The organism is Pantoea sp. DY-17 (genome assembly GCF_019795975.1).
In the GTDB taxonomy this organism is placed as follows: Bacteria; Pseudomonadota; Gammaproteobacteria; order Enterobacterales; family Enterobacteriaceae; genus Pantoea; species Pantoea leporis.
Window position 1 is genome coordinate 483171 of the sequence record NZ_JAIMIG010000002.1, and the last position, 23878, is coordinate 507048.

The window sequence follows — 23878 nt, forward strand, 5'->3', positions numbered from 1 at the left end:
TGGACCTGAGTTGCAGGCGTTAAATACTGCTACTACTCTTTTATCGCTTCATACTTGGTACGAAGGTTACACACAGCACGCACAGCGTGCGAGAGTCTTTGCATATTGTTCATACTTCCTTCCCCGCTCCAGGCGGGGATTTTTTTCAGCATTAGCCTACCTGACACGGAACCAGATGGCATACATCGCAGGTAAAAACACCAGCGTCATAATGGTGCCGCCCAGCGTCCCGCCAATCAGCGTGTAAGCCAGCGTGCCCCAGAACACGGAGTGCGTCAGTGGAATGAATGCCAGAATCGCCGCTAGCGCTGTCAGCAGAACCGGCCGGGCGCGCTGTACCGTTGCCTCAACGATAGCTTTGAAAGGTTCGTGGCCTTCCCGCTCATTCTGATGGATTTGTCCGATCAGGATCAGCGTATTTCGCATCAGAATCCCTGACAGCGCGATCAGCCCAACCAGTGCATTGATGCCAAAGGGCTGCTGGAATAGCAGCAGCATGGGCACAACGCCAACCAGCCCGAGCGGCGCGGTCAGAAAAACCATCACCATCGCTGCCATGGAACGCACCTGCAGGATGATGATCAGCAACGTCAGAGCAATCATAATTGGGAACAGTGGCAGCATCGCTTTGGTCGCTTTACCCGACTCCTCAATCGAGCCAGCCTGTTCAATACGGTACCCCGGCGGCAGTGACGCGATTAATGGCTGAAGTTCCCGGCTCAACGCACTTGAGACATCCGGTGGCTGCAATCCGTCAGCAATATCGCCGCGCACCGTTATGGTTGGCGTTCTATCGCGGCGACGCAGCAGCGGATCTTCCATGCGGATGTCGATTTCACCGAGTTGCGAGAGTGGAATGCGCTGCCCATCGGCTCCGGCTAGCGTCAGAGCGTCAAGGCGCGCGGGATCGAGGCGCACCTCTCCGGCTGCACGACCAACCACTTCCACAGATCGGATATCTTCACGAATCGCCGTGATAGATGCCCCGCTTAGCAGGAACTGCAGTTGACGAGCCGCTCCGGCAGGCGTTAGCCCCATCGCCTGCAGCCGATCCTGATCCAGCCTGAAATGCATTACCGGTACACGTGAACCCCAGTCGGTGTTGACGGTGCGCATCATCGGGCTGGCCTGCATCAGTACTTTCACTTTCGCGGCCAGCTGGCGCAGTACGTCTGGATCGGGACCCATCACCCGGTAAGCGACCGGATAAGGCGAATAGGGACCGAAAACCAGCTGTGTTACGCGCACCTGCGCTTCAGGCGCGAGCCCATCTGCTGCCGCTTGTCGCAGACGCTGCTTCAGCGCATCGCGATCGTGCTCGCCGTTGGTCAGCACCACGATTTTGGCAAAAGAGGGATCCGGCAATTCCGGGGCCATCGCCAGATAGAAACGCGGCGCACCCTGCCCGATATACGCGGTTACCGTGCGGGTTTCTTTTTGCTTTTTCAGCCAGTGCTCAATTCGCGCCGTGGTCTGGCTGGTCTGCTCTATTGAGGTGCCGTAAGGCATTTGCACTTCAACCAGCACCTCAGGACGATCGGAGGTTGGGAAGAACTGTTTTTTCACCAGCCCCATGCCCATGATGGCCAGCACAAAGCAGCTAATCACCGCGCCTGCCACCCACCACTTATGCGCGATGACTTTGGTTAGCAGTCGTCTGAAGCGATTGTAATGGCGGGTGTTATAGATTGCCGCGTGGCCACCGACTACCGGCTTGATGTCGGGCAGCATCTTCACGCCCAGATAAGGGGTAAACAATACTGCCACCACCCACGAGGCAATCAGGGCAATCCCCACGATCCAGAACATATTGCTGGTGTATTCACCGGCGGTGGACTGCGCAAAGCCGTTGGGCATGAAGCCGATCGCGGTTACCAGCGTGCCGGCCAGCATCGGCGCGGCCGTATGGCTCCAGGCGTAGGCCGATGCTTTGATGCGGTCATAGCCCTCTTCCATTTTCACCACCATCATCTCTATCGCAATGATGGCGTCATCAACCAGTAAACCCAGTGCGAGGATAAGTGAACCCAGCGTGATGCGGTCAAAGTTTTTTCCCGTGGCGGCCATCACCACAAATACCACGGCAAGCGTCAGCGGAACCGCGGCAGCAACCACGATGCCAACGCGCCAGCCCATGCTGACAAAGCACACCACCATCACCACCAGCAGAGCCACGAAGAACTTCACCATGAACTCATCGACAGCCGAACTGATGTTAACCGCCTGGTCGGAAACGTTGGTGAGCGTCATGCCCAGCGGCATGTCGCTATTTATATTTCGGACCTCTTGTTCCAGCGCTTTACCCAGCTCAAGACCGTTCCAGCCTTCCCTCATTACCACGCTCAACATCAGTGCAGGTTCACCCTCTTTACGGATGAGAAAATCGGGCGGATCGACATAGCCACGTTCGACCTTGGCCACGTCGACAAGCCGTAGCGTGTGATTACCGGAGACGACCGGCGTGTTGCGGATTTTTTCGAGCGTATCCAGCGCACCGTCAAGGCGGATAAACACCTCGGGCCCGCGCGTTTGTATCGAACCGGCGGGTGACAGGGCATTTTGCCCGTTCAGGGCGTTAAATATCTGTTCCGGTGTAATGCCCAGCGTAGCGAGGCGATCGCTGGAAAAGGAGACATAAATACGTTCTGCCTGCTCGCCGGTAATGGTGACTTTTTTTACGCCCGCAACGTGTAGCAGCTGCTGACGGAGTTTTTCGGCATCACGAGACAGAAATCGCTGCGGTTCACCCTTTGCTTTCAGTGCATAGAGGGCAAAAACCACATCCGAGAATTCATCGTTAACCATCGGCCCGATCACACCCGCCGGCAGGTTGCGCGCCTCATCGCTGAGCTTTTTGCGTGCCTGGTAAAACTGCTCCTGCACTTCAGAAGGTGGCGTGCTGTCCTGTAGGGAAAGCATGGTGTATGCCATTCCGGGACGAGTATAGGTCTCGGTGCGGTCATACCACTTCAGCTCCTGCAGCCGCTTCTCCAGCGGCTCAGCCACCTGATCCTGCATCTCCTGCGCGGTGGCGCCAGGCCAGGCGGTGATCACCGTCAGCTGCTTGACGGTAAACGGGGGATCTTCCGCTCTTCCCAGACCAAGAAAAGCCACTATGCCGGCAACCGTAACGAGAATGATCAGGAACAGCGTGACCGATCGTTCACGCACCGCCAGCGCCGAGAGGTTAAAGCGGTTGCGGCTCATGGCGTGGCTCCTTGCGACCCAGGCATTCCGATGCGGACGGCTTCACCTTCATGCAGCAGGTGTGCGCCCAGCGCGGCTACCTGTTCCCCGCTCTGAAGCGGACCCGACACGCGCGCACTGTCGTCGCTAATGCCGAGCAGCGTCACGGCACGCCAGGTGACTTTGGCGGGTTTGCCTTCCACCAGCCAGACGCCAGCACCACGTCCCGCATCCCACACTGCACTGAGCGGTACTGACCAGGATTCTTGCGTCGCCGCAGATTCCGGGATACGCAGGGTTACGGTTGAACCCAGTGGAGCACTGGCTGCGGCACCGCTCAGCACATAGCGTGCTTCGTAGGTGCGGGTTGCTGCATCCGCCGAGTCTGACAACTCGCGCAGCCTGGCATCGTTCTCGATCCCACTGCCATACAGGATGGCTGTGGCCGGCGATCCCACCTGCGGGCGCAAAGTCTCCGGCAGACTGACCATCGCCTCACGCTGACCGGCGCGGGCGAGGCGCACAACCATTTGACCGGCGCTAACCACCTGACCTGGGTCGGCCAACGTATCCACCACCACGCCATCGGCATCAGCACTCAGTACGGCATATTGCGAGGCGTTGAGCGCCACGCGTGCCTGCGCCTGCGCGGCGCTCAGATCGGCACGCGCGGCATCTGCCGCTGCACGAATTTGACTGTAAGAGGATGCAGAGACCGCGCCAGAACCCACCAATCCACGATAGCGTTTCTCATCATCGCCGGTCTGGCGCGCGCGTGCCTGGGCGGCGTTTACCGCACCCTCCGCAGCGCGGACCTGCAGCGCGAGATCAGCCGGATCGAGCCTCATCAGCAGCTGGCCGCGTTTGACGCTTTGCCCCTTATCAACCAGACGCTCAAGCACCTTGCCCGACACGCGAAAACCCAGGTCGCTCTGAAAACGTGCGGCCACAATGCCGGTAAAAACGCGAGATTGACCCGCCGCAGGCTCGACGGTCGCCGTCCTGATGAGTGGCGGCCGGGAGCGCGGATCGTCAGCGGCTGATAGAGGTTCGCCGCAACCAGTCAGAATGACCGGCAGCAGGCAGATGACGGACAACAAAGGGAGATGCCGGAGCATGGGTTACCTTACTCAAGGGAAGTATGAGGACGCCATTCTCTGACTAGTGACCAATTATGTCAATGGTCACAAACTACGGAGCGAGACTTCTAAGTACTAATGCAGCCAATTGGCTTGCATCTTCTCTGGCCGTATCAAGTGAGGATTGCAATTGGAGTGGATCGGCAAGAGGTCTGAGTACCAGATAGACGGCGGCGGCCGTTTCATCCAGCGGCGTTTTACGCTCAAATTCCCCGGCAGTGCGTCCTGCGCGCAGGATGGCGAGCACAATTTCACGCAGGGAATCCTCATATTGCACAGCAGCAGGCCAGTGCTCACGCGAGGAAGCGGCGGCAATGTCATACAGCCGACGCTCGCGGAAAAACAGCTCGCAGCCTGCCACAGCAAGCGTCTGAAACAGCTGCTTTATTTTTTCCGTGGCGGAAGGTAACTTCTCCAGCGCAGCGTTCAGCCTTTCCGTGATATCCGTAAGGCAATTGGCGCAGATGACTTCACCGATTTCCTGCTTAGAACCGAAAAACTTGTAAATGTAGGCTTTGGAGAAGCCGATTGATCGCGCGAGATCGGATACGGTGGTTTTCTCAAAGCCGTAATGGCTAAAGTACTCCATGGCGGCAGCCACAATCTGATTGCGGATGGTATGGTCGGAAGGCCCACGCGTGGCGGCGGTAGTTTTTTTCTCTGTCATATTTCAACTTTGCTCGGTGAGCTAATGTAAATGATGAGTGACCAGCGGATATTTTGGTCACAATTTCTCATCGCTTCAAGGCCTGATTGCTATCATCACAATCCCAGCGGAATCCCTGGAAAACCGCTTTTGGTAATGTCGTGCGCCCTGCCCGGCATATCGCTGGCGTAAACCGGCCGGGCTGCGGGAATTATCATCTACGCTTCTTAAGTGAAATTTAACTTTTACCCGGAGAGCGTAGTGCCAACTTTGAATTCCAGTCCTCAACCCGATCTGAAACGTTCATTCATAGCCACCCTTCCGCTGGGAATCGGTATGATGGCGGCAATTGATGAAGTGGTATTTCATCAGATTCTGGCCTGGCATCACTTTTTTGACTGGGGCACACCCGCGTTTAGCCTGCTTTCAGATGGATTATTGCACGCAGGCGAGCTGATTCTTTTCGTGCTTGGTTTTTTCATGTTTGCGGACCTGCGAAGCCGTGGAAAACTCAACCGCACGGCAGCATGGGCAGGATTCATTATGGGTTTGGGGGCTTTTCAACTGTTTGATGGAATTGTTGATCACAAGCTGCTCAGGCTGCATCAGATCCGCTATGTTGATAACGTGCTGCTTTATGACCTTATCTGGAATCTGTCTGCTGTGCTGTTATTGGTGGCAGGCTTGCTGATTTATCGTCACGCGCGGTCTGCTCTATCCGCTAAAACGGAAGTTTGATCCGTGGATCCCATGATGCATCCTGCGGCGATGCCCCATTCAGTCGCACTATTTATTCTTTTGGTCATAGCTCCTGCAGTCATCCTCTTTTTTTATTTGATCGCCGCTGTCCGTTTACGCCGGGTTGCCCACTGGAGCGCCTGGCGCATGGCCAGCTTCACCGCCGGCATCGTCATGATCGTGGCATCCATGCTGCCGCCTTTGGCTAACTGGGCGCATCATGACTTACGCGGTCATATGTTGCAGCATCTGTTACTTGGTATGTTTGGACCTCTCGGATTGGTATTTGGGGCGCCCAGCTCACTGATATTACGCACTCTATCCGCACGGTGGGCGCGCGCTATGATGACTATTCTCCGCACCCGCCCGATACGCTTTTTAATCCATCCATTTACCGCTGCTTCGCTGGATATTGGCGGGATGTATCTTCTTTATCTCACTCCGTTATATGCGTTGAGCATGGCCATTCCTGCCCTGTTTATTTTCCTGCATCTGCATTTTGTCCTCTCCGGCTACCTGTTTACCTGGTCTGTTGCCGGGCCCGATCCCGCGCCTCACCGTCCATCAAGAACTGTGCGTCTGGCGGCAATTTTTTTTGCTACGGCCGCTCACGCTATTCTTGCGAAGTTGATGTACGGCTTCGGATACCCACGTGGAACCTTAGCCAGCGCTGGAGAAATTCAGCAGGCTGCGCAGTGGATGTATTACGGCGGAGATATTGCCGAGTTTTGCATTATCGTCGGCTTTTTTGCCGCGTGGTTCCGGCAACGCAGCACGCTGCCAGAAATGCTGGTGGGGAAATAATGACCATTCCATGACAAAATTATTTGCCAATATGAAAAGTAATAACATTTGTAGGTAAGACGTGGTTACCGTAATCAATAATGTGGCTATCATTGCCCCTTTGAACACCCGCTGGCTCCAAAGGACTGTCTGCTGCTATGCCTGTAAATTTTGACCTTAACGATCTTTATGCCTTCCGTGCGCTGGTTGAATACAGTAATTTTCGGCTTGCCGCTGAGTCCATCTGCCTTTCACAGTCAGCATTGAGTCGTAGGATAGAAAAGCTAGAATCCGCGTTAGGGATCAAGTTGTTCGATAGAACGACCCGGCGTGTCACGTTGACACTGTATGGACGGACCTTTGCTGAACGCTCAGATCAGCTGCTGGCGAATGTTGAACTGGTATTAGCGGATATTAATAAGGTGAGTCAGGATCGTATAGGGCTGGTCACCGTTGCCACTGTACCCTCGGCAGCCTACTATTTTATGCCCGATGTTATCCGCCGTTTCCAGACACGCTATCCACGAGTGCGTGTGAAAATCATTGATAGTAGCGCTGGAAACGTCATTGAAGCAGTGGCCAGTGGTCAGGCAGACTTCGGCATCTGTTTTGCCAGAGATTTGCAAACCACTATCGAATTTATACCCTTAACGAGCGATGTCTACGTGGCGGCCTGCAGGCGGGATCATCCATTAGCCAATAAAAAAAACCTGACCTGGCGAGAGTTTTATCAGCAGGATTACATTGAGCTGGATAAGACCTCCGGTAACCGCCATCTACTTGATAAGATGCTGGATCACATCGTTCCTGAGCGCCCCAGTATCTGCGAAACCCGTCATGTGACCACCATGCTAGGTATGGTTGAAGCGGGTATCGGCATGGCTGCCGTACCCGCTATGTCGATGCCGATGTCAGAGCATTCAGTACTCACACACCTTTCACTCACTGAGCCGGTGGTAAAGCGTACGGTTGGCCTGATCAGGCGCAGTGGCCGTATGCAATCCTACATTGCAGCTGAGTTAGAGAAGCTGATCACTGAACAGTATCGTGTTGTTTAACCGGCAGTTCAGCCGTCACCGAACGCAATCCGGTAGCGCGCACAGTATCTTGCGCCTCAGCCGAAGAGAGGAAGTTGAGTAACGCTTTGCCCTCCTGCCCGTTTATTGCTTTGGCGGTCACCGCACCGGCAAAGCGGGTAACGTATTGCACATCTTCAGGCAGTTCACCCACAAAGGTGACGCCCGGCACAGGTAGCAATTCACTCACTTGCTGGAAACCGATGGCATAATTGCCTTTAGCCACTTCGGATGCCACCGGAATGCGCTCTACCCTATGCGCTTTTGTTTTTACCTGGTCTTCTATACCCAGTTTTTTAAACAGTTGGCTGCTGACATAGCGGCCGCTGGCACTGTCAGAATAAGCAATAGATTTGGCCTGCAAAAGGGCATTACGCAGATCTGCATCCGTTTTAATATTTAGTTTAGGCTCACCTTCTTTGACGACCATACCAATTGAAGAGTCGGCTAGCTCAACGCGCGAACCAAGCTGAAGCCAGTTATCCTTCTCCAGGTTTTTCAGCGCATCACCGACCATAATCACCACATCCGCCTTCTCCCCGCGCGCCAGACGCGCAGGAATCGCCTGAGGCGTTCTCCCCATCGAGGGACCAGAGATCAAAATGATCTTGTCGCCGCTTTTTGCTTCAAATTGTGGGGCCAGTTTTTCCAGCGCCGCTTTAAATCCGCCCGAAATCATAACGGTGACATCTTTGGCCGCCGCTGAAAAACTAACGGAACTCACTAACAGCGTAATGAGAAGTGAACGATGTATTTTTTGCATGATGTTATTCCTGAACTAACCAGCGGTTTGAAGTGATAACGCGCTGCGACGGTATAAATAGAGGGTGGCCAGTAATGCATAAATCGCAGCAAAGCTCATCCAGTAGCCGGGTGAAGCCTTATCGCCGGTGTACTCAATCAGTGCAGTTGAAATGACTGGCGTAAATCCACCGAAAATAGCCGTAGCCAGACTGTAGGCCAGAGAGAAGCCTGCAACTCGCACTTCTACCGGCATAATCTCTGTTAATGCCGGGATCATGGCGCCGTTATACAGACCGTAAAGGAAGGAGAGCCACAATAGCACTGTCAGCATCATCGAAAAGCTGGGTGCTTCAGCAAGCAGGTTAAGTGCCGGATAAGCAGTCATCAGCGCCAGCATCGCCATGGTCACCAATACAGGCTTACGGCCATAGCGGTCTGACAAGGCTCCCCCAACCGGTAGCCAGAAGAAGTTTGATACCGCAACCAGCAGAGTCACCAACAGGCTGTCAGAAGCGCTCAGCATCAGCACTTTTTTACCGAAGGTAGGGGCATATACGGTGATCAGATAAAACGCGGTGGTGGTCATGGCGACCATCAACATTCCGGCGATAACCACCTGCCAGTTTGCTAACAGCGTTTTAAACACGTCTCGCATCGCCAGGTGGTTGCGCCGAGCAGTGAACGCTTCGGTCTCTTCCAGTTTACGGCGCAGAACAAAAATGAACGGAACAATCAGGCAGCCGAACAGGAAAGGCAAACGCCATCCCCACTCGCGAAGGGTGCTTTCTTCCATGGACGCATTCAGTGCGAAGCCCATGGCCGCTGCCACCATAATGGCCACTTGCTGGCTGCCAGATTGCCAGCTGGTGTAAAAACCTTTACGGCCGGGCGTGGCAATTTCTGCCAGATAAACGGATACGCCGCCTAACTCTGCGCCCGCTGAGAAGCCTTGCAATAAGCGACCACATAGCACTAAAAAGGGTGCCCAGAGCCCAATCGTTTGATAAGACGGAATGAGAACAATCAGGAATGTCCCCGCCGCCATGATCGACAAGGTAACAATGAGCCCTTTACGTCTGCCAACTTTATCAATATACGCGCCCAGCACAATCGCGCCGACCGGACGCATTAAAAACCCTGCGCCAAAGACCGCAAAGGTCATCATCAGCGAAGCAAATTCACTGCTGGCCGGAAAGAAAGTATGGGCGATATAAGTGGCATAAAACCCGAAAAGGAAAAAATCGAATTGTTCCAGAAAGTTGCCAGAAGTCACCCGCAGTATCGCACTGCATCGGGTTCGGGCCGTCATGGGTAGGTTAGAGGAATGCATGTTTATCTCCAGTTTGTCATTAGCGCTTTTACAGCGCCTGCTTCTGCAGACTGGATGAGCAAAACAAACTATATAAGCGCAATAAACTCATGGGTTGATGCGTTTGATGCATTAATCTGCGTTAACAAATTCATTAACAAGCTGCAACGGGCCTTTAACAGCCCCTCACTTCTTAGCGTTACTTTTTGAGGGCTAAAAACGTCATAAGTATTTTGTGACAAGGCTCATATCTGGTGAGGATGAAAATGACGTCGATGGGGAAACGTCGTTTTTGGAATCTTAAAATCGCCAGGAATGCGCTGCTGTTCACATTCCGTGCAAATAAAATTTCTGGCACCGCCTTCTTAGCTGCAAGAAAGATACGACGCGGTCAAATATTTCTCTTTTGTTACTTCATTGTAAATAAATTGTTAATAAAAGTGGCCCATCACCTCTGAAATTAGGGATGCCGGGAAATGGAGGAGTGTTTATTTACTTTTTATTAACACAAGCAATCTTTAAATTTAACAAAACTGGGCATTGTTCACATTTTGATCACAATCATGCGAAAACCGGTGTCTCCTTCAGTTAATCTCTGAGTGTGAATTGAATACCAACCGTCCGCTCCCTACTGCAAAACATCATAAGAAAGGTATCGCAATGAAATTTAACCTCGCATTAGTCAGTGCATGTGTGGTTTCAGCATGCATGTTATTCACAACACCCACTTTCGCCGCTAAGCCTTACGATATTGCCGTGGTCGCCAAAGTCACCGGTATTCCATGGTTTACCCGCATGGAAGTCGGCGTGAAAGAAGCCGCGCAAAAACTGGATGTCAACGCTTATCAAGTCGGCGGCTCCACTCCAGACCCGGCCCAGCAAGTCAAGGTGATTGAAGATTTGATTGCTAAAAAAGTCGACGCCATCATCGTGGTGCCAAACGATGCCAAAGTATTGGAGCCGGTATTAAAGAAAGCGCGTGACCAGGGCATCGTGGTATTAACCCATGAATCGCCGGACCAGCAAATTGGTCAATGGGATATCGAAACCATTGACAGCCAGAAATATGCTGAAGCCAATATGGACGAACTGGCAAAAGATATGGGTAGCAAAGGAGGGTACGCCATTTATGTCGGATCCCTGACTGTGCCGCTGCATAACGCGTGGGCGGATGCTGCGATCAAATATCAGAAAGAAAAGTACCCGGATATGCATGAAGTAACGTCTCGCCTGCCGGTGGCAGAAAATATTGATAAGTCATACTCCACCACATTGGATTTAATGAAGACCTATCCCGACCTGAAAGGGATTATCGGTTTCGGTTCGCTCGGCCCGATTGGTGCGGGTCAGGCGGTTCAACAGAAACGCGCTAAAAATAAAATCGCCGTTGTTGGTATCGCTATGCCCGCTCAAGCTGCTCCATATTTAATGCGCGGTGATATTAAGAAAGCGCTGCTGTGGGATCCAAAAGATGCCGGCTATGCCTTAGTAACGGTCGCTGATCAGCTGTTGCAGGGTAAAGAAGTCACCAAAGATCTGACTATCGAAGGGCTGGGGAAAGCTGACGTAGATATGGATAAAAAAGTCATTCGCTTTAATAAAATTCTGGAAGTGACACCAGAGAATGCGAAATCACTTGGATTCTGATCAGGCTTTTTAATTCAGGTATTTTCCGGAGACAGATTATCTCCAGCGCCACACCAGGCTAAGAGAAATAAATGCGGCGTTGTATGTTGTGCCGTATTTAGATCTCGAATCAGACATGAAAATTTATACCCTAAATAATTCCAGCAGGGCAAAGCGGCCAATGCGCAAACATAACCCATTGATTAGCTCTAAATTGCGCAGCCAATGCCCACTGGAATTACAAAGGATATGCTTAAGGATCGGTGATGAATACGCTTAATACGTCCCCTGCCCCTTATGAGGCCTTTATCAGCCTTGAAAGAATCAGCAAAAAATTTCCCGGCGTACTAGCATTAGACAATGTCAGCCTGACGTTAAATAAAGGCGAAGTGCATTGCCTTGCTGGTCAAAATGGCTGTGGCAAAAGTACCATCATTAAAGTCATTTCTGGTGTTTATCAGCCGGAAAAAGGCGCGGCCATTACGCTGGACGGAAAACTATTTCATACTCTGACGCCGCAGCTCTCTTCGTATTACGGCATTCAGGTTATTTATCAGGATTTGTCTTTATTTCCCAATCTGTCGGTAGCCGAAAATATTGCCATTCACCGTTATTTACCAGGCGGAGATTTTTGGGTACATCGCGAGGCAATGCGCAAAAAAGCGGTGGCAGCGATGCAACGGGTCGGCGTCTCTCTGGATCCGGATCGTAAAGTCGAAAAGCTGTCGATCGCCGATCGCCAATTAGTCGCCATATGCCGCGCTATCGCCGCTGACGCCAGTTTAGTGATTATGGATGAACCGACCGCATCGCTGACTCGTACTGAAGTGAATGGTCTATTGCGCGTGGTGAATGAGCTCAAATCCGCCGGTATCTGCGTGGTGTTTGTCAGCCACCGTCTTGATGAGGTGATGGAAGTGGCCGATCGCATCAGCGTGATGCGCGACGGCAAACTGGTTGGCACCTATCCGGCCAGCGAACTCGACAGTAATGAACTGGCATTCCTGATGACCGGACAACGTTTTACCTACAGTCATCTGCCGCATCGTGCGCCAGCCAACGTAACGCCACTCCTTGAAGTCAGCCAACTAAGCCGCAAAGGTCAGTATCAGAATATTTCACTGGCGCTGCGCCAGGGTGAAATCACCTCGATTATTGGCCTGCTCGGTTCGGGCCGGACGGAACTCTGTCTGAGCCTGTTCGGCATGAGCCAACCAGATAGCGGAGAAATTCGCGTTAACGGCAATGTGGTGCAATTCCACAGTAACCGCGACGCCATCCGTCACGGCATTGCTTATGTGTCAGAAGACCGTCTGACGCAGGGTCTGATCATGGAGCAATCCATTTATGACAACACGCTGGTGTCCATTTTCGACAAGCTGCACACCGGCGCAGGATTAATGGACCATAAGAAAGCCGCAGCGGTGGTGAGGGACCTGATCCGCGATTTGAACATCAAAGTCTCGGATAGCCAGTTACCCGTTAAAACCCTTTCCGGCGGTAACGCACAACGTATCGCCATCGCCAAATGGGTAGCAACACAACCCCATATTCTGATCCTCGATTCGCCGACCGTCGGCGTAGATATTGCCAACAAAGAGGGAATTTATCGCATCGCACGCGATTTGGCGGAATCTGGCATGGCGGTGCTGATGATTTGCGATGAAATTCCGGAAGCGTATTACAACAGTCATCGCGTGCTGGTGATGCGCAAAGGCGAACTGGTAGCGGAATTCGCGCCGCACCAAAGCAGCGAAGCGCAGATTGCGGAGGTGATTAATGGATAATAAATCTCTGTCGAAACTGTTTTCCCAGCACGAGTTCTGGCTGGGATTACTGGTTCTGCTGCTGGTGATTGGCTTAAGCGTCGGCACCAGTGAATTTATGACCCTGGGTAACCTGACTGACGTCGCCACCAGTTACGCCATTCTTGCCATTCTGGCCTGTGGTCTGTTTGTGGTGTTAATTGCCGGGGGCATCGACATCTCCTTCCCGGCCATTACCTCAATCGGTCAGTACGTGATGGCCAGTTACATCATCCATCACGGCGGTAGCTTTCCGTTGGCATTTGCCCTGTCGATGGGCAGCGGGTTGCTGCTCGGGCTGGTCAACGGTTTTCTGGTGTACTGGCTCCGCGTTCCGGCCATCATTATCACCATTGCCACGTTAAACCTGTTTTACGGTCTGCTGGTGTATGTCACCAATGGCACCTGGTTATACGGGTTTCCCGACTGGTTTATGAACGGTGTTAATTGGTTCTCCTTTACCGCCGCCGACGGTTACGACTATGGCCTGACACTGCCGCTGCTTAGCTTGCTGGGCGTGATCATCGCCACCGGCGTGTTGATGAACCGCACACGCGTGGGGCGCCAGATTTATGCCATGGGCAGTAACCGAGACGCTGCGTCGCGTCTCGGCCTGAACATCCTGCGACTGCATTTTTATGTATACGGATTTATGGGATTGCTGGCGGGTATAGCGGCCGTGGTTCAGGCGCAAATCACCCAGTCTGTCGCGCCTAATTCCCTGCTGGGTTATGAGCTGACGGTGCTGGCGGCGGTGGTATTAGGCGGCACCAGCATGACCGGCGGCCGTGGCTCGCTGACCGGCACCATTCTGGGGGTAATGCTGCTGGCCTTCCTGCAAAATGGTATGACCTTGCTGAGCATTTCATCTTACTGGCATCAGGTTTTCAGCGGCGTGATCATTCTGGTCAGCATCAGCAGCACCGCGTGGAATGAAAAACGCAAACTGGCAAAGGGAATGTGACATGACAACCTTAAACCGCTTCTTTCCGGGCGATCGCATCATCCGCTTGCAGTTATTGATCATCGTCGCCGTTGCCGTGCTGTTCTCGTTCACGCTGGGCGGCAGTTTTTACAGCGTCGGCAATTTCCAGTCGATCTCCTCTCAGTTACCGATTCTGGGCATGCTGGCGCTGGGTATGGGTATCACCATGCTCACCGGCGGTATCAATCTTTCGGTCATTGCCGGAGCCAATGCCTGTTCGCTGGCGATGGCGGCCATTCTGGTGGCGCACCAGAACCAGCCAGAATATTTCGCGCTGGCGATGCTCGCGGGTCTGGTCATCGCTGTGCTCATTGGCGCGCTCAATGGCGCACTGATCGCCTATATCGGTGTTTCGCCGATTCTGGCGACCCTCGGTACCATGACGCTGATTGGCGGGCTGAATATTCTGCTAACCAATGGTGCTGTGATTTCCGGCTTCCCGGCAGCCATTCAGTATCTCAGCAACGGCAGCCTGCTTGGCATTCCGGTGGCGCTGCTGTTATTCCTGCTGGTGGCGCTGCTGTTGTGGGTGTTACTGGAACATACCACGCTGGGACGCAGCCTCTATCTGATGGGGTCCAACGAACAGGCCACGCGGTTCAGTGGCGTCAACACCCACAAAGTTACCCTCGCGGTGTATGTGCTTTCCGCGCTGCTCGGATGGGGCGCGGCACTGCTGATGATGTCCAAATTCAACTCGGCCAAAGCAGGCTATGGCGACTCCTATTTGCTGGTGACCATTCTGGCTTCTGTACTTGGCGGAATTAATCCCGACGGCGGGTTTGGCCGGGTCATCGGACTGGTACTGGCGTTGATCGTCCTGCAAATGCTCGAGAGCGGCCTTAACCTGATGGGCGTCAGCAGTTATCTGACCATGGCGCTGTGGGGTTGCGTTCTGATCCTGTTTATCGCTCTGCAAAACAGAAAATCATAAGCGAAAGATTTTTACGAAGGGAAAAAACATGGCGACATATTTTATTGGAATAGACGTAGGAACCGGCAGCGCCCGCGCAGGCGTCTTCGATATGACCGGCCGCATGGTCGGCCAGGCCAGCCGTGAGATCACGCTGTACCGCCCGAAAGCCGATTTCGTTGAACAGTCTTCCGATGAGATTTGGCAGTCTGTCTGTAACGCCGTAAAAGACGCGGTTAATCAGGCAGATATCAATCCTATTCAGGTGAAAGGCATCGGTTTTGACGCCACTTGTTCGCTGGTGGTGCTGGATAAAGAAGGTAAACCGCTGACCGTCAGCCCGTCCGGGCGAAGCGAGCAGAACATTATTGTATGGATGGATCACCGTGCTATCACGCAGGCAGAACGCATCAATGCCACCGGCCACCGCGTGCTGGAATTTGTCGGCGGAATCATCTCACCAGAAATGCAGACGCCAAAACTGCTGTGGCTGAAGCAACACATGCCGACGACCTGGAGCAACGTCGGGCATCTGTTCGACCTGCCTGATTTTCTTACCTGGCGCGCCACGCAGGACACCACACGTTCGTTGTGCTCCACCGTCTGCAAATGGACATATATCGGTCACGAAGACCGCTGGGACTCGAGCTATTTCCGCCAGATCGGTCTGGAAGATTTGCTGGAAAACAACGCGTCAAAAATCGGCAGTGAAGTAAAAACCATGGGTGAGCCGCTGGGGCATGGATTAACTCAGCGCGCCGCTGCAGAAATGGGGTTGATTGCCGGTACGGCGGTCAGCGTCTCCATTATTGATGCCCACGCGGGTAGCCTCGGCATTCTGGGTGCCAGCGGCGTATCCGGCGAATCAGCAGATTTCGATAATCGCATCGCGCTGATTGGCGGGACGTCCACCGCTCATATGGCGATGTCGCGTAGCGCGCGCTATATCGGTGGGATCTGGGGACCATATTATTCGGCGATTCTGCCGGATTACTGGCTGAATGAAGGCGGACAATCGACTACCGGCGCGTTAATTGATCATGTCATTCAGTCACACCCGTGTTATCAGGATTTACTCAAACAGGGAAAAGACAGCGGCAAAACGATTTATGAAATTCTGAATGGTATTTTGCGCAAAATGGCGGGTGAGCCAGAAAATATCGCTTTCCTGACCAAAGACATTCATATGTTGCCCTATTTCCACGGCAACCGCTCACCGCGTGCTAATCCAACACTCACGGGCACGTTGACTGGCCTGAAATTGTCTCGCACGCCGGAAGACATGGCGCTGCATTATCTCGCCACCATTCAGGCGCTGGCGCTCGGCACTCGTCATATTATTGAAACCATGAACCAGAGTGGTTATTGCATTGATACCATGATGGCGAGTGGTGGCGGCACTAAAAACCCGATTTTTGTGCAGGAGCATTCCAACGCGACAGGTTGCGCAATGCTGTTGCCGGAAGAGAGTGAAGCGATGTTGCTCGGCAGCGCCATGATGGGCACCGTTGCAGCGGGTGTCTATGATTCGCTGCCGGAAGCCATGGCTGCAATGAGCCGCATTGGTAAAACCATCACACCACAGACCAACAAAATCAAAGAGTATTACGATCGTAAATACCGCGTATTCCACGAGATGTATCACGACAGCATGAAATATCGTGACCTGATGCAGGGGAAAATTGAATGAATGCGGAAGAAGAATTTTCTCAGGCATGTCAGGCCTGGCAGACCTATAGCGAGGAATTACTGGCGTTACAACGTAATCTTGATGCCGGAACCTGGCATCAGCTCCTGATGCTGGTTACCGGATGCCACGGTAAAATTGTTGTGACCGGTGTTGGCACCTCGGGCATTGCCGCGCGGAAAATCGCCCACATGCTGGCATGCGTCGAGCAACCGGCAGTGTACCTCAACGCTACCGATGCAGCCCACGGTGACCTGGGATTTATGCGCAACAACGACCTGATGATCCTGATTTCACGTGGCGGTAATTCTGAAGAACTGACGCGCCTGCTGCCGACGCTTAAAACCAAAGGCGTTGCTATCATCAGCGTGACGGAAAACCTGGACTCAGCGATTGCCGACGCCGCTACGCTGGTGGTGAAAACGCATATCCAGCGGGAGATCGACCCGCTCAATATGCTGGCTACCACTTCTATCATGCTGGTGCTGGCGGTGTTCGATGCGCTGTGCTGTAACATCATGCTGCGTAACGGCTTCGATCAGCAGCGGCTGCTCAACGTCCATCCGGGCGGAAATGTCGGCAAAATACTGCGCGAACAGGATATGTGATCGACACCTTCATCCTGTAATTTCTTCCGCTAATAACATGCCAACACTACTTAATCATTTGAGGAGTGATACCCGATCGACATCACTCCATAAAACCGTTAATGCTGACTTCAGGCAGTGGTATTAATGTTGCGCCCAATTGCAGGGTTTGCAGGCAACTGAGGAATCGAATCCAGAATGCCGCTCGCCATCGATTGCTGATTATCTAATGTCTTTTTCAGTACTAACGTGCTTATTTTATTAGCCAGTTCCATGTTATCAAGGCCGGTAGCCAGTGATGTAATTTGTGATACATCCATCTTGCTCTCCTGATTAATACGAATATTGAGTACAAAAACAGCTTTTAAAAGCCTGAAAGGCTTATCGGCATTTGCACGCATTACTTTAACGTTCATTCATAAGGCGATTCCGCAGAATCGCCCCTCAAGCCACTCACCGCATTATGAATGTCTGCGAGGCCAGCACCACAACAAAGCACAGCTGCAGCAGGCTGTAAGCCACAGCGGTACTGACGTGGTCAGAAATCAGCCCCATGAAATAGGGCATAATCGCGCAATGAATTGCGCCGCTACACTGTGTGCTCTCGGTAATTAGTCCCGTTAAAGAAAATCATGATCATCATCACAATATATAGAGTCGAACACAATTAAATAATGGACTCAATATTTGAAAACGCACGTCATTAATCTGATTAATAAAAAAACCCTTCACTAATTGGATATCAGCAGCCACACTGTCAACCAATTAATTTAGCCTGCAGAATAAACAGTAATATTGGGTGTTTTTTATATGAATATTTCGCAATAATACACAACATTAATGCATATAGAAGAAAGCTTCATTTTTTGCGGATGGCTTATAAACAGTCCTTAACGCTATCAACACAGCTCTGTAGATGAGAGACATGCAATGTACTCTAACTCAATATGGATCATGTTAGAAAAGTCAGTCAATATCATCGGGCTACTGTATATTAATGCGCTGATGGCAAAATACGTTGGCCCTGAAGACTATGGCAAAATAAACATTTCAACTTCTCTGTTTATATTTGTGCAAACGCTATCGTGGTTTGGCGGTCAGAACATCATCTTTAAACGCATGAGTGAAAAGAGTAAGTCTGGGATCGCATTAGCGATACACACACAAAATCAACGGCGATTTTTCTTTCTCCTGTCATCAAGCGCGGTATTGATCTACCTCTACTTCTTCACTGACATCATTGTGTTTCTATTTGGTGTGGCCAACTGTATTGCCACTTACTACATTGTGATGGACTTCTTTTCCATCTACAACAACACGCAATTAAAATCAAAAATAAACACTATCACCAATGTGATCGGCTTATCTCTTGCCTTGTTGATTCGATTCTCTATTTCATACTTCAAAATGCCCGTGTACTACTTCACCATTCCTATTGTTATCATCCCGCTCATACCTTATTTCCTGCGTCTTATCTATTTTAACTACACCACAAAAATAAATGAGAATCGTAAAGGCGCCGGAATGTATAACCGTCATATGTTATTCACCGGCGGTGCGCTGATTTTATCGAGTCTATCGGCTGACATCTATACGCAGATATCGAGCATTTTTTTGGCAAAAATCCTTTCTTACTCAAATCTGGGCGTTTATAGCGTCGCGTTAACTTTAGGAGGTGCCTGGTCATTTATCGTATTGGCATTAATAACAAGCTTCTTCTCAAAGATATACAGTGAAAAAGATCAAATCACCGTTGAAATGCTACTCATTAAAATCAACCGAATTGTCATCTTGTGTTCGCTTATAGCGTTAGCTGGATTCTACTTTTTTGGTGAATACTTCATACATTTACTGTATGGCGATAAGTATATGGATTCCGTGAGTATCATTCCCATCATTATCATCGGCACTATGTTCTCTGCATTAGGTACAATTTGTTATCGCTATATGATCAAAGAGTCCGGATACAGTTACCTGGCTAAAAAGATGTTTTTATGTTGTGTCTTAACCATACCGCTTTCATGGCTAATGATTAATTCCTTCGGCATTAATGGGGCCGCATACTGTTTTTTGATCGTTGAGATTATGTCTTGCACTTTACTCAATTACTTCTTCAGAAATAAAACAATCATCAAAATGCATCTTAACATTTTCAAACTGAGATAATTTTAATGAAAATGATAAAACACACAGTCAAATCAGCGTTAAAAATCAGCGCATATATGTACCCAGAATTTTGCGCTAAAACACATTACTATATTAAGTTCAAGAAAAAGCTGAACTTAACCAATCCAATAAATTTCAATGAAAAAATTCAGTGGCTCAAATTCAATGAGTTAAATGGCGATATTTATACCTTGTGCGCGGACAAGTATAAGGTTCGGGAGTATGTGATAGCGAAAGGGTGTGGTGAAATCCTGAATGAACTCTACGGCGTGTATGATGACCCAATGGATATTGACTACCGCGCATTACCCAATAAATTCGCACTTAAGTGTAACCATGGCGCAGGTTACAACATAATCTGTGATAGCAAAGCATCACTGGACATTGAAAAAACCAACAAGCAACTCAGTAAGTGGTTGAAGCAGGATTTCTCCTCCCATTTCATTGAGCCGCAGTATAAGAAAATTGACCGTAAAATCTTATGCGAAAAATACATTGAGAATGAACGTGGTGGATTCCCAGAGGATTATAAATTCTACTGTTTCAATGGAAAACCTTATGCGGTAATGGTGTGCATGGAGCGAGAGAAAGGTACACCTAAATTCTACTATTTTGATATGAACTGGCATCCGCTTCCCTTTGAAGATACTGTTGAATTAATCAATACCAACAGCTATCCAAAAATGCCGGAAGGTTTCAATAACATGAAAGAGTATGCGGTTAAACTGGCCGCTGATTTTAAATTTGTTCGTGCTGACTTCTACCTTCTCAACGGTAAGGTTATTTTTGGCGAATTGACATTTACGCCCTCTGCGGGACTCGATGTGACACTGCAGGAAGCCGATGCTATTTTAGGCAGCCAGCTAAAGTTGTAGTTTCAAAGTGATTGATTTACCTCCTTTCGTAACAGGTGCGCATCAATGCGCACCCTACAAAAACCTCGCCAAACTGCCTAAGGGTCGCCATTTGTGGCGACCGATGCATACGCCACCCATCCCCTGACTGCTACAGCGTCTATACTGATAAGTATGAATAAATAATCTGCAGATAACCGATATCAGAATGGTTACTGAATTTTTTGACTTATCTGACAACCACGGTTGTTGGCTTAATAAAAGGGAAAGTAATGCCATTATTATTTGATGAGTTATCTGGTGCTCCAACATGGGTGCCTGCTGTTATGCTTGTCACTCTCTCACTCGCAATAGGATTTCTGGCGCGATTTATTCTCCTTAGATTTATTCGCTACTGGCAAAAACGTGACAGAAAACTGTTCAAGTCACTGGAAAAGCATCTGCGCGGGTCGCTGTTTCTGTTTATCCCTTTACTGTTAATTAGTGCTGGACTTAATTATGTTAATATCCAGCCAGGATCTCTGAGCTTTATTACCACCACCGTTAATATATTCATTATTTTATCCTTTTGTTCGGTACTTATTCGATTGATTAATGTGGCGCAGGATATGCTATTTATTCGCTATGACATCAATCTTTCGAATAACCTTCGTGCGCGAAAAATTCGCACGCAGATAATGTATGTGAAAAAAGTCGCGATTGTCGTACTGGTGACATTGTGTCTTTCGCTAATTTTGCTCAGTTTCCCTGGCGTGCGAAAATTCGGCACGACCATTCTCGCCGGTGCCGGCGTTGCCGGTATAATCATTGGCTTTGCCCTGCAGAAATCGCTGGTTAACCTGTTCGCCGGGATTCAGATCGCCTTTACCCAACCGATAAAAATTGATGATGCTGTGGTGGTGGAAAATGAATGGGGCTGGATTGAAGAGATCAACCTGACTTATGTTGTGGTGCGTATTTGGGATCTGCGTCGTTTAGTTTTGCCCATCACCTACTTTACCGAAAATGCTTTCCAAAACTGGACGCGCAATAACGCCCAAATATTAGGCTCTGTTTTTCTTTACCTTGATTATTCGATGCCATTAGATCCTCTGCGTAAGCATTTTGAAAAAGTCCTCAGTGAAACTAAACTCTGGGATCAACAAACTCAGGTGCTTCAGGTTACGGATACCACTGACAAAACCATGACCATCAGATTATTAATGACGGCGCAGAATTCCCCCACCGCCTTTGATTTACGCTGTTACGTGCGGGAAAAGATGATTGAGTTTATTCAGCAAAATTATCCGCAGAGTCTTCCTCATGTGCGGGCGACATTGACTGATGCCGGGTTTAGAGAGGCGAGTCAATAAAGTTGTTGTGGAAAATCTTATACAGCACATGCTCAGCTAGCGCGTGATCGCCAGGTAACGCGGGATGGAGAAAGGTAGTGCGTTTCTGCATCCCCAATCGCTGCATCAGCTTCTCAGATGGCGTGTTATGAGTGCTGGTGAACGAAACGACCTCGGGAAGATGTAAAACATTAAACGCGTAAGCCAACGATGCCTGGGCGGCCTCTTTGGCGATTCCCTGCCCCCAGAACTTTTTATTAATACGCCAACCAATTTCCGTGCAGGGAGAAAAATCGAAGCGATCTGGCTGCTGTGCTAAACCCACGCTGCCGACAAATTCGCCGGTGGCTTTCATCTCAACGGCCCAAAAACCCCAACCCTGGTTTGCACCAATCATCGACTTAAATCTTGCAACGACGTTGTCGCTTTCCTGACGACTCAGCGTTTTCGGGAAATACTTCATCACTTCGGGATCGGCATTGAGTTCGGCAAAGGGTTGTAAGTCTGTTTGCTGCCATTGTCGGAGGATCAGGCGGTTTGTCTCTAACATGGTAAATTTTCCCTTAACGTTATCCGATTCCTTGAGTTTACCTAACAGCCTTCGCTATAAACAAATTACACGGCCCCTATCCTTTCATGAAAATCGATTTCACCGATCGCAGGCGTTGTAGCGGCAATTCCTGATAGTCTGCTGATGTCATGTTCATTTTAAAAGGAGCATCAGTAATGGCAGCAAAAGAACACTATTATCAGGTCACGGTGCGCTGGACCGGCAACCGCGGCAACGGCACCGCATCTTATACTGCTTACGATCGTAACGCGGAGCTGATTGCCGCTGGCAAAGAGACGATAGCGCTAAGCGCCGATCCAGCGTTTCGCGGGGATGCGACGCGCTGGAATCCGGAAGAGTTATTGCTGGCTTCGGCCTCGGCATGCCACAAATTGTGGTATCTACATTTATGTTCTGACGCCGGAATTGTGGTGGAAGCTTATGAAGATGCAGCAGAAGGGACAATGATTGAGGGCACGCGCGGTCGGTTTACCAACATCACGTTGAAACCGCGCATTGCGCTGCGCGATCCGGCGGATGCGGACCGCGCGCGTGAGCTGCATCATCAGGCCCACGAAGCCTGCTTTATTGCTAACTCGCTTAACTTCCCAGTGAACTGCGAACCCGAGTTCGTGTAATTCAGGCCGCGCCGGCCAGCGACGGTTGCCACAAGCGCACGCCATTGCGTCCGGCGCGTTTCACCTCATACAGCGCTTCATCGGCATGCCGCAACCAGTGACGTATGGATTCTGCATGCGCTGCCGATGCAATACCTATACTCACCGAACAACGAAACTCCGCCGATGCCGGTAAACGCACCTGCGCAATCTTTTCCTGCAAACGTTGGGCCAGCGCCACCACCGATTCGTCGCTGGCATGATGCACAATCACGCCTAGCTCATCGCCGCCAAAACGCGCCGGAATATCCTGCAATCCCACATGATTCCGCAGCAGCGATGAAATTTCCGCCAGCAGGAAATCCCCCGCCTCGTGTCCCCACGTATCGTTTACCGATTTGAAATAATCGAGGTCTATAAGCAGTAAATAGCCAGCGCTGTCGCCACGACGCGTGCTGAGAAATTCGCTCTCCAGCCGACGTTCAAACAAGCGACGATTGGGAATCCCCAGACCGGGATCCATCAGCGCAATGCGCTCCAGCTCGCGGTTGCGTTTGCGCAGTTGCCAGGTGAGATTGTACGAGGTGACGCTGAGTACCAGCATGTAACAGGTTGCCAGCGGCAGGCTCAGCCAGACAGTTCGCGTGCTGAACGCCAAATCAACGCCTGCGCCATCCACCAGCCATACCAGCACAAAGGCGCAGAGAAATGCCTGCATCGCTGCAATCAACTGGGCAGCACCGCCCGCTGCATAGCGGTCCGAGGCCAACACCGCCATGATGACAAAGGAAGGCAGCGGACTCAGCGCCATCAGCGCTACCCAAATGCCACCAAAGGCGGCATCAAGGGTTAAGTTGTGCCGCTCGGTGGCGGTGGAATCTTCAGCCCGCAGCGCGCGCTGATAAGCCAGCCACGGCCAGAGAAACGCATTCACAAATAACAGGGCGCTAAACGCCAGGCCACGATCCCGCTCCATCAGTACTGAGAGAATCGGGAAAAAACATAACATCGTGCCGAGCTGACGCATGATAAACATGCGGCGGACGAAGCGTTGGGAGCGCCGCTTCAAATGGCTATCGTCAGGTGAGTAGTAGTTCATGCAAGGAAAGTATCAGGACGACAAGAATTGCAGTTTA

Annotated in this window: 21 protein-coding genes; 13 read left to right on the plus strand and 8 right to left on the minus strand. The window is 50.9% G+C overall.

What is annotated here, in order from left to right:
• Positions 1-156: 156 nt before the first annotated feature.
• From K5Y33_RS12570 to K5Y33_RS12580, 3 genes are all read right to left on the minus strand, one after another.
• Positions 157-3207, minus strand: a complete 3051-nt coding sequence (locus K5Y33_RS12570; RefSeq protein WP_222234130.1) for an efflux RND transporter permease subunit — start codon at positions 3205-3207, stop codon at positions 157-159.
• Positions 3204-4304, minus strand: a complete 1101-nt coding sequence (locus tag K5Y33_RS12575) for an efflux RND transporter periplasmic adaptor subunit (protein ID WP_222234131.1) — start codon at positions 4302-4304, stop codon at positions 3204-3206. Before K5Y33_RS12575 ends, K5Y33_RS12570 begins: the two co-directional genes overlap by 4 nt.
• 73 nt (positions 4305-4377) lie before the next feature.
• Positions 4378-4992, minus strand: a complete 615-nt coding sequence (locus K5Y33_RS12580; RefSeq protein ID WP_222234132.1) for a TetR/AcrR family transcriptional regulator — start codon at positions 4990-4992, stop codon at positions 4378-4380.
• A 240-nt stretch (positions 4993-5232) separates the two neighbouring features.
• Between K5Y33_RS12580 and K5Y33_RS12585 the strand changes: the two genes are divergently transcribed.
• From K5Y33_RS12585 to K5Y33_RS12595, 3 genes are all read left to right on the plus strand, one after another.
• Positions 5233-5709 (plus strand): DUF2243 domain-containing protein, encoded by a 477-nt coding sequence (locus K5Y33_RS12585; RefSeq protein ID WP_210080152.1) that lies wholly within the window; start codon positions 5233-5235, stop codon positions 5707-5709.
• 12 nt (positions 5710-5721) lie between these two features.
• On the plus strand, positions 5722-6513 hold the full coding sequence (locus K5Y33_RS12590; protein WP_255610307.1) for a cytochrome c oxidase assembly protein: 792 nt from the start codon (positions 5722-5724) through the stop codon (positions 6511-6513).
• A 137-nt stretch (positions 6514-6650) separates the two neighbouring features.
• Positions 6651-7550, plus strand: coding sequence for a LysR family transcriptional regulator (locus tag K5Y33_RS12595; protein WP_101761233.1), 900 nt, complete (start codon positions 6651-6653; stop codon positions 7548-7550).
• Here the strand turns inward: K5Y33_RS12595 and K5Y33_RS12600 are convergent.
• Together K5Y33_RS12600 and K5Y33_RS12605 are read right to left on the minus strand one after the other, a co-directional pair.
• Positions 7525-8331, minus strand: a complete 807-nt coding sequence (locus K5Y33_RS12600) for a substrate-binding domain-containing protein (protein ID WP_222234133.1) — start codon at positions 8329-8331, stop codon at positions 7525-7527. The two genes, K5Y33_RS12595 and K5Y33_RS12600, sit on opposite strands and share 26 nt — an antisense overlap.
• Positions 8332-8346: 15 nt before the next feature.
• Entirely contained in the window at positions 8347-9642 is a 1296-nt protein-coding gene (locus K5Y33_RS12605; RefSeq protein ID WP_222234134.1) for an MFS transporter, read from the minus strand.
• Positions 9643-10281: 639 nt separating this feature from the next.
• On the opposite strand from K5Y33_RS12605, the gene K5Y33_RS12610 reads away from it, so the two are divergent.
• From K5Y33_RS12610 to K5Y33_RS12635, 6 genes are all read left to right on the plus strand, one after another.
• Entirely contained in the window at positions 10282-11268 is a 987-nt protein-coding gene (locus K5Y33_RS12610) for an autoinducer 2 ABC transporter substrate-binding protein (RefSeq protein ID WP_110867101.1), read from the plus strand.
• 245 nt (positions 11269-11513) lie between these two features.
• The gene (locus K5Y33_RS12615; RefSeq protein WP_222234135.1) at positions 11514-13034 is read left to right on the plus strand and encodes a sugar ABC transporter ATP-binding protein; all 1521 of its coding nucleotides are present in this window, start codon (positions 11514-11516) and stop codon (positions 13032-13034) included.
• Positions 13027-14016 (plus strand): ABC transporter permease, encoded by a 990-nt coding sequence (locus K5Y33_RS12620; protein ID WP_222234136.1) that lies wholly within the window; start codon positions 13027-13029, stop codon positions 14014-14016. The genes K5Y33_RS12615 and K5Y33_RS12620 overlap by 8 nt, the downstream gene beginning before the upstream one ends.
• A gap of 1 nt (position 14017) precedes the next feature.
• On the plus strand, positions 14018-14971 hold the full coding sequence (locus K5Y33_RS12625; protein ID WP_222234137.1) for an ABC transporter permease: 954 nt from the start codon (positions 14018-14020) through the stop codon (positions 14969-14971).
• 28 nt (positions 14972-14999) lie between these two features.
• The gene (locus K5Y33_RS12630; protein ID WP_222234138.1) at positions 15000-16640 is read left to right on the plus strand and encodes an FGGY-family carbohydrate kinase; all 1641 of its coding nucleotides are present in this window, start codon (positions 15000-15002) and stop codon (positions 16638-16640) included.
• Positions 16637-17245 (plus strand): SIS domain-containing protein, encoded by a 609-nt coding sequence (locus tag K5Y33_RS12635; RefSeq protein ID WP_222234139.1) that lies wholly within the window; start codon positions 16637-16639, stop codon positions 17243-17245. The genes K5Y33_RS12630 and K5Y33_RS12635 overlap by 4 nt, the downstream gene beginning before the upstream one ends.
• A gap of 110 nt (positions 17246-17355) precedes the next feature.
• Here K5Y33_RS12635 and K5Y33_RS12640 read toward each other — a convergent pair whose 3' ends face one another.
• Positions 17356-17544, minus strand: coding sequence for a YjfB family protein (locus K5Y33_RS12640; protein WP_110867097.1), 189 nt, complete (start codon positions 17542-17544; stop codon positions 17356-17358).
• A 610-nt stretch (positions 17545-18154) separates the two neighbouring features.
• Here K5Y33_RS12640 and K5Y33_RS12645 point away from each other — a divergent pair.
• The 3 genes from K5Y33_RS12645 to K5Y33_RS12655 all read left to right on the plus strand — a co-directional run bounded on the left by K5Y33_RS12645 (position 18155) and on the right by K5Y33_RS12655 (position 21596).
• Complete coding sequence (locus K5Y33_RS12645) at positions 18155-19390, plus strand: oligosaccharide flippase family protein (RefSeq protein WP_222234140.1); 1236 nt, start codon at positions 18155-18157, stop codon at positions 19388-19390.
• Positions 19391-19395: 5 nt separating this feature from the next.
• Positions 19396-20265, plus strand: a complete 870-nt coding sequence (locus K5Y33_RS12650) for an ATP-grasp fold amidoligase family protein (RefSeq protein ID WP_101761223.1) — start codon at positions 19396-19398, stop codon at positions 20263-20265.
• Positions 20266-20516: 251 nt separating this feature from the next.
• A complete protein-coding gene (locus K5Y33_RS12655) occupies positions 20517-21596 on the plus strand; it encodes a mechanosensitive ion channel family protein (RefSeq protein ID WP_110867095.1) in 1080 nt (359 codons plus the stop codon).
• On the opposite strand, the gene K5Y33_RS12660 is transcribed toward K5Y33_RS12655, so the two are convergent.
• On the minus strand, positions 21577-22125 hold the full coding sequence (locus tag K5Y33_RS12660; protein WP_222234141.1) for a GNAT family N-acetyltransferase: 549 nt from the start codon (positions 22123-22125) through the stop codon (positions 21577-21579). The two genes, K5Y33_RS12655 and K5Y33_RS12660, sit on opposite strands and share 20 nt — an antisense overlap.
• Before the next feature lie 176 nt (positions 22126-22301).
• Here K5Y33_RS12660 and K5Y33_RS12665 point away from each other — a divergent pair, with 176 nt between their 5' ends.
• A complete protein-coding gene (locus K5Y33_RS12665) occupies positions 22302-22763 on the plus strand; it encodes an OsmC family protein (protein ID WP_101761220.1) in 462 nt (153 codons plus the stop codon).
• A gap of 1 nt (position 22764) precedes the next feature.
• Here K5Y33_RS12665 and K5Y33_RS12670 read toward each other — a convergent pair whose 3' ends face one another.
• Positions 22765-23841, minus strand: a complete 1077-nt coding sequence (locus tag K5Y33_RS12670; RefSeq protein WP_101761219.1) for a diguanylate cyclase — start codon at positions 23839-23841, stop codon at positions 22765-22767.
• Positions 23842-23878: the final 37 nt, after the last annotated feature.

Excerpts from the sequence above, each read along its gene's own strand:
- K5Y33_RS12630 (WP_222234138.1), top strand. The coding sequence starts at position 15,000 with ATGGCGACATATTTTATTGGAATAGACGTAGGAACCGGCAGCGCCCGC.
- K5Y33_RS12650 (WP_101761223.1), top strand. The coding sequence starts at position 19,396 with ATGAAAATGATAAAACACACAGTCAAATCAGCGTTAAAAATCAGCGCA.
- K5Y33_RS12660 (WP_222234141.1), bottom strand. The coding sequence starts at position 22,125 with ATGTTAGAGACAAACCGCCTGATCCTCCGACAATGGCAGCAAACAGAC.
- K5Y33_RS12625 (WP_222234137.1), top strand. The coding sequence starts at position 14,018 with ATGACAACCTTAAACCGCTTCTTTCCGGGCGATCGCATCATCCGCTTG.
- K5Y33_RS12570 (WP_222234130.1), bottom strand. The coding sequence starts at position 3,207 with ATGAGCCGCAACCGCTTTAACCTCTCGGCGCTGGCGGTGCGTGAACGA.
- K5Y33_RS12640 (WP_110867097.1), bottom strand. The coding sequence starts at position 17,544 with ATGGATGTATCACAAATTACATCACTGGCTACCGGCCTTGATAACATG.
- K5Y33_RS12670 (WP_101761219.1), bottom strand. The coding sequence starts at position 23,841 with ATGAACTACTACTCACCTGACGATAGCCATTTGAAGCGGCGCTCCCAA.
- K5Y33_RS12595 (WP_101761233.1), top strand. The coding sequence starts at position 6,651 with ATGCCTGTAAATTTTGACCTTAACGATCTTTATGCCTTCCGTGCGCTG.
- K5Y33_RS12615 (WP_222234135.1), top strand. The coding sequence starts at position 11,514 with ATGAATACGCTTAATACGTCCCCTGCCCCTTATGAGGCCTTTATCAGC.
- K5Y33_RS12620 (WP_222234136.1), top strand. The coding sequence starts at position 13,027 with ATGGATAATAAATCTCTGTCGAAACTGTTTTCCCAGCACGAGTTCTGG.
- K5Y33_RS12600 (WP_222234133.1), bottom strand. The coding sequence starts at position 8,331 with ATGCAAAAAATACATCGTTCACTTCTCATTACGCTGTTAGTGAGTTCC.
- K5Y33_RS12580 (WP_222234132.1), bottom strand. The coding sequence starts at position 4,992 with ATGACAGAGAAAAAAACTACCGCCGCCACGCGTGGGCCTTCCGACCAT.
- K5Y33_RS12610 (WP_110867101.1), top strand. The coding sequence starts at position 10,282 with ATGAAATTTAACCTCGCATTAGTCAGTGCATGTGTGGTTTCAGCATGC.
- K5Y33_RS12665 (WP_101761220.1), top strand. The coding sequence starts at position 22,302 with ATGGCAGCAAAAGAACACTATTATCAGGTCACGGTGCGCTGGACCGGC.
- K5Y33_RS12575 (WP_222234131.1), bottom strand. The coding sequence starts at position 4,304 with ATGCTCCGGCATCTCCCTTTGTTGTCCGTCATCTGCCTGCTGCCGGTC.
- K5Y33_RS12655 (WP_110867095.1), top strand. The coding sequence starts at position 20,517 with ATGCCATTATTATTTGATGAGTTATCTGGTGCTCCAACATGGGTGCCT.
- K5Y33_RS12605 (WP_222234134.1), bottom strand. The coding sequence starts at position 9,642 with ATGCATTCCTCTAACCTACCCATGACGGCCCGAACCCGATGCAGTGCG.
- K5Y33_RS12645 (WP_222234140.1), top strand. The coding sequence starts at position 18,155 with ATGTACTCTAACTCAATATGGATCATGTTAGAAAAGTCAGTCAATATC.
- K5Y33_RS12635 (WP_222234139.1), top strand. The coding sequence starts at position 16,637 with ATGAATGCGGAAGAAGAATTTTCTCAGGCATGTCAGGCCTGGCAGACC.
- K5Y33_RS12590 (WP_255610307.1), top strand. The coding sequence starts at position 5,722 with ATGATGCATCCTGCGGCGATGCCCCATTCAGTCGCACTATTTATTCTT.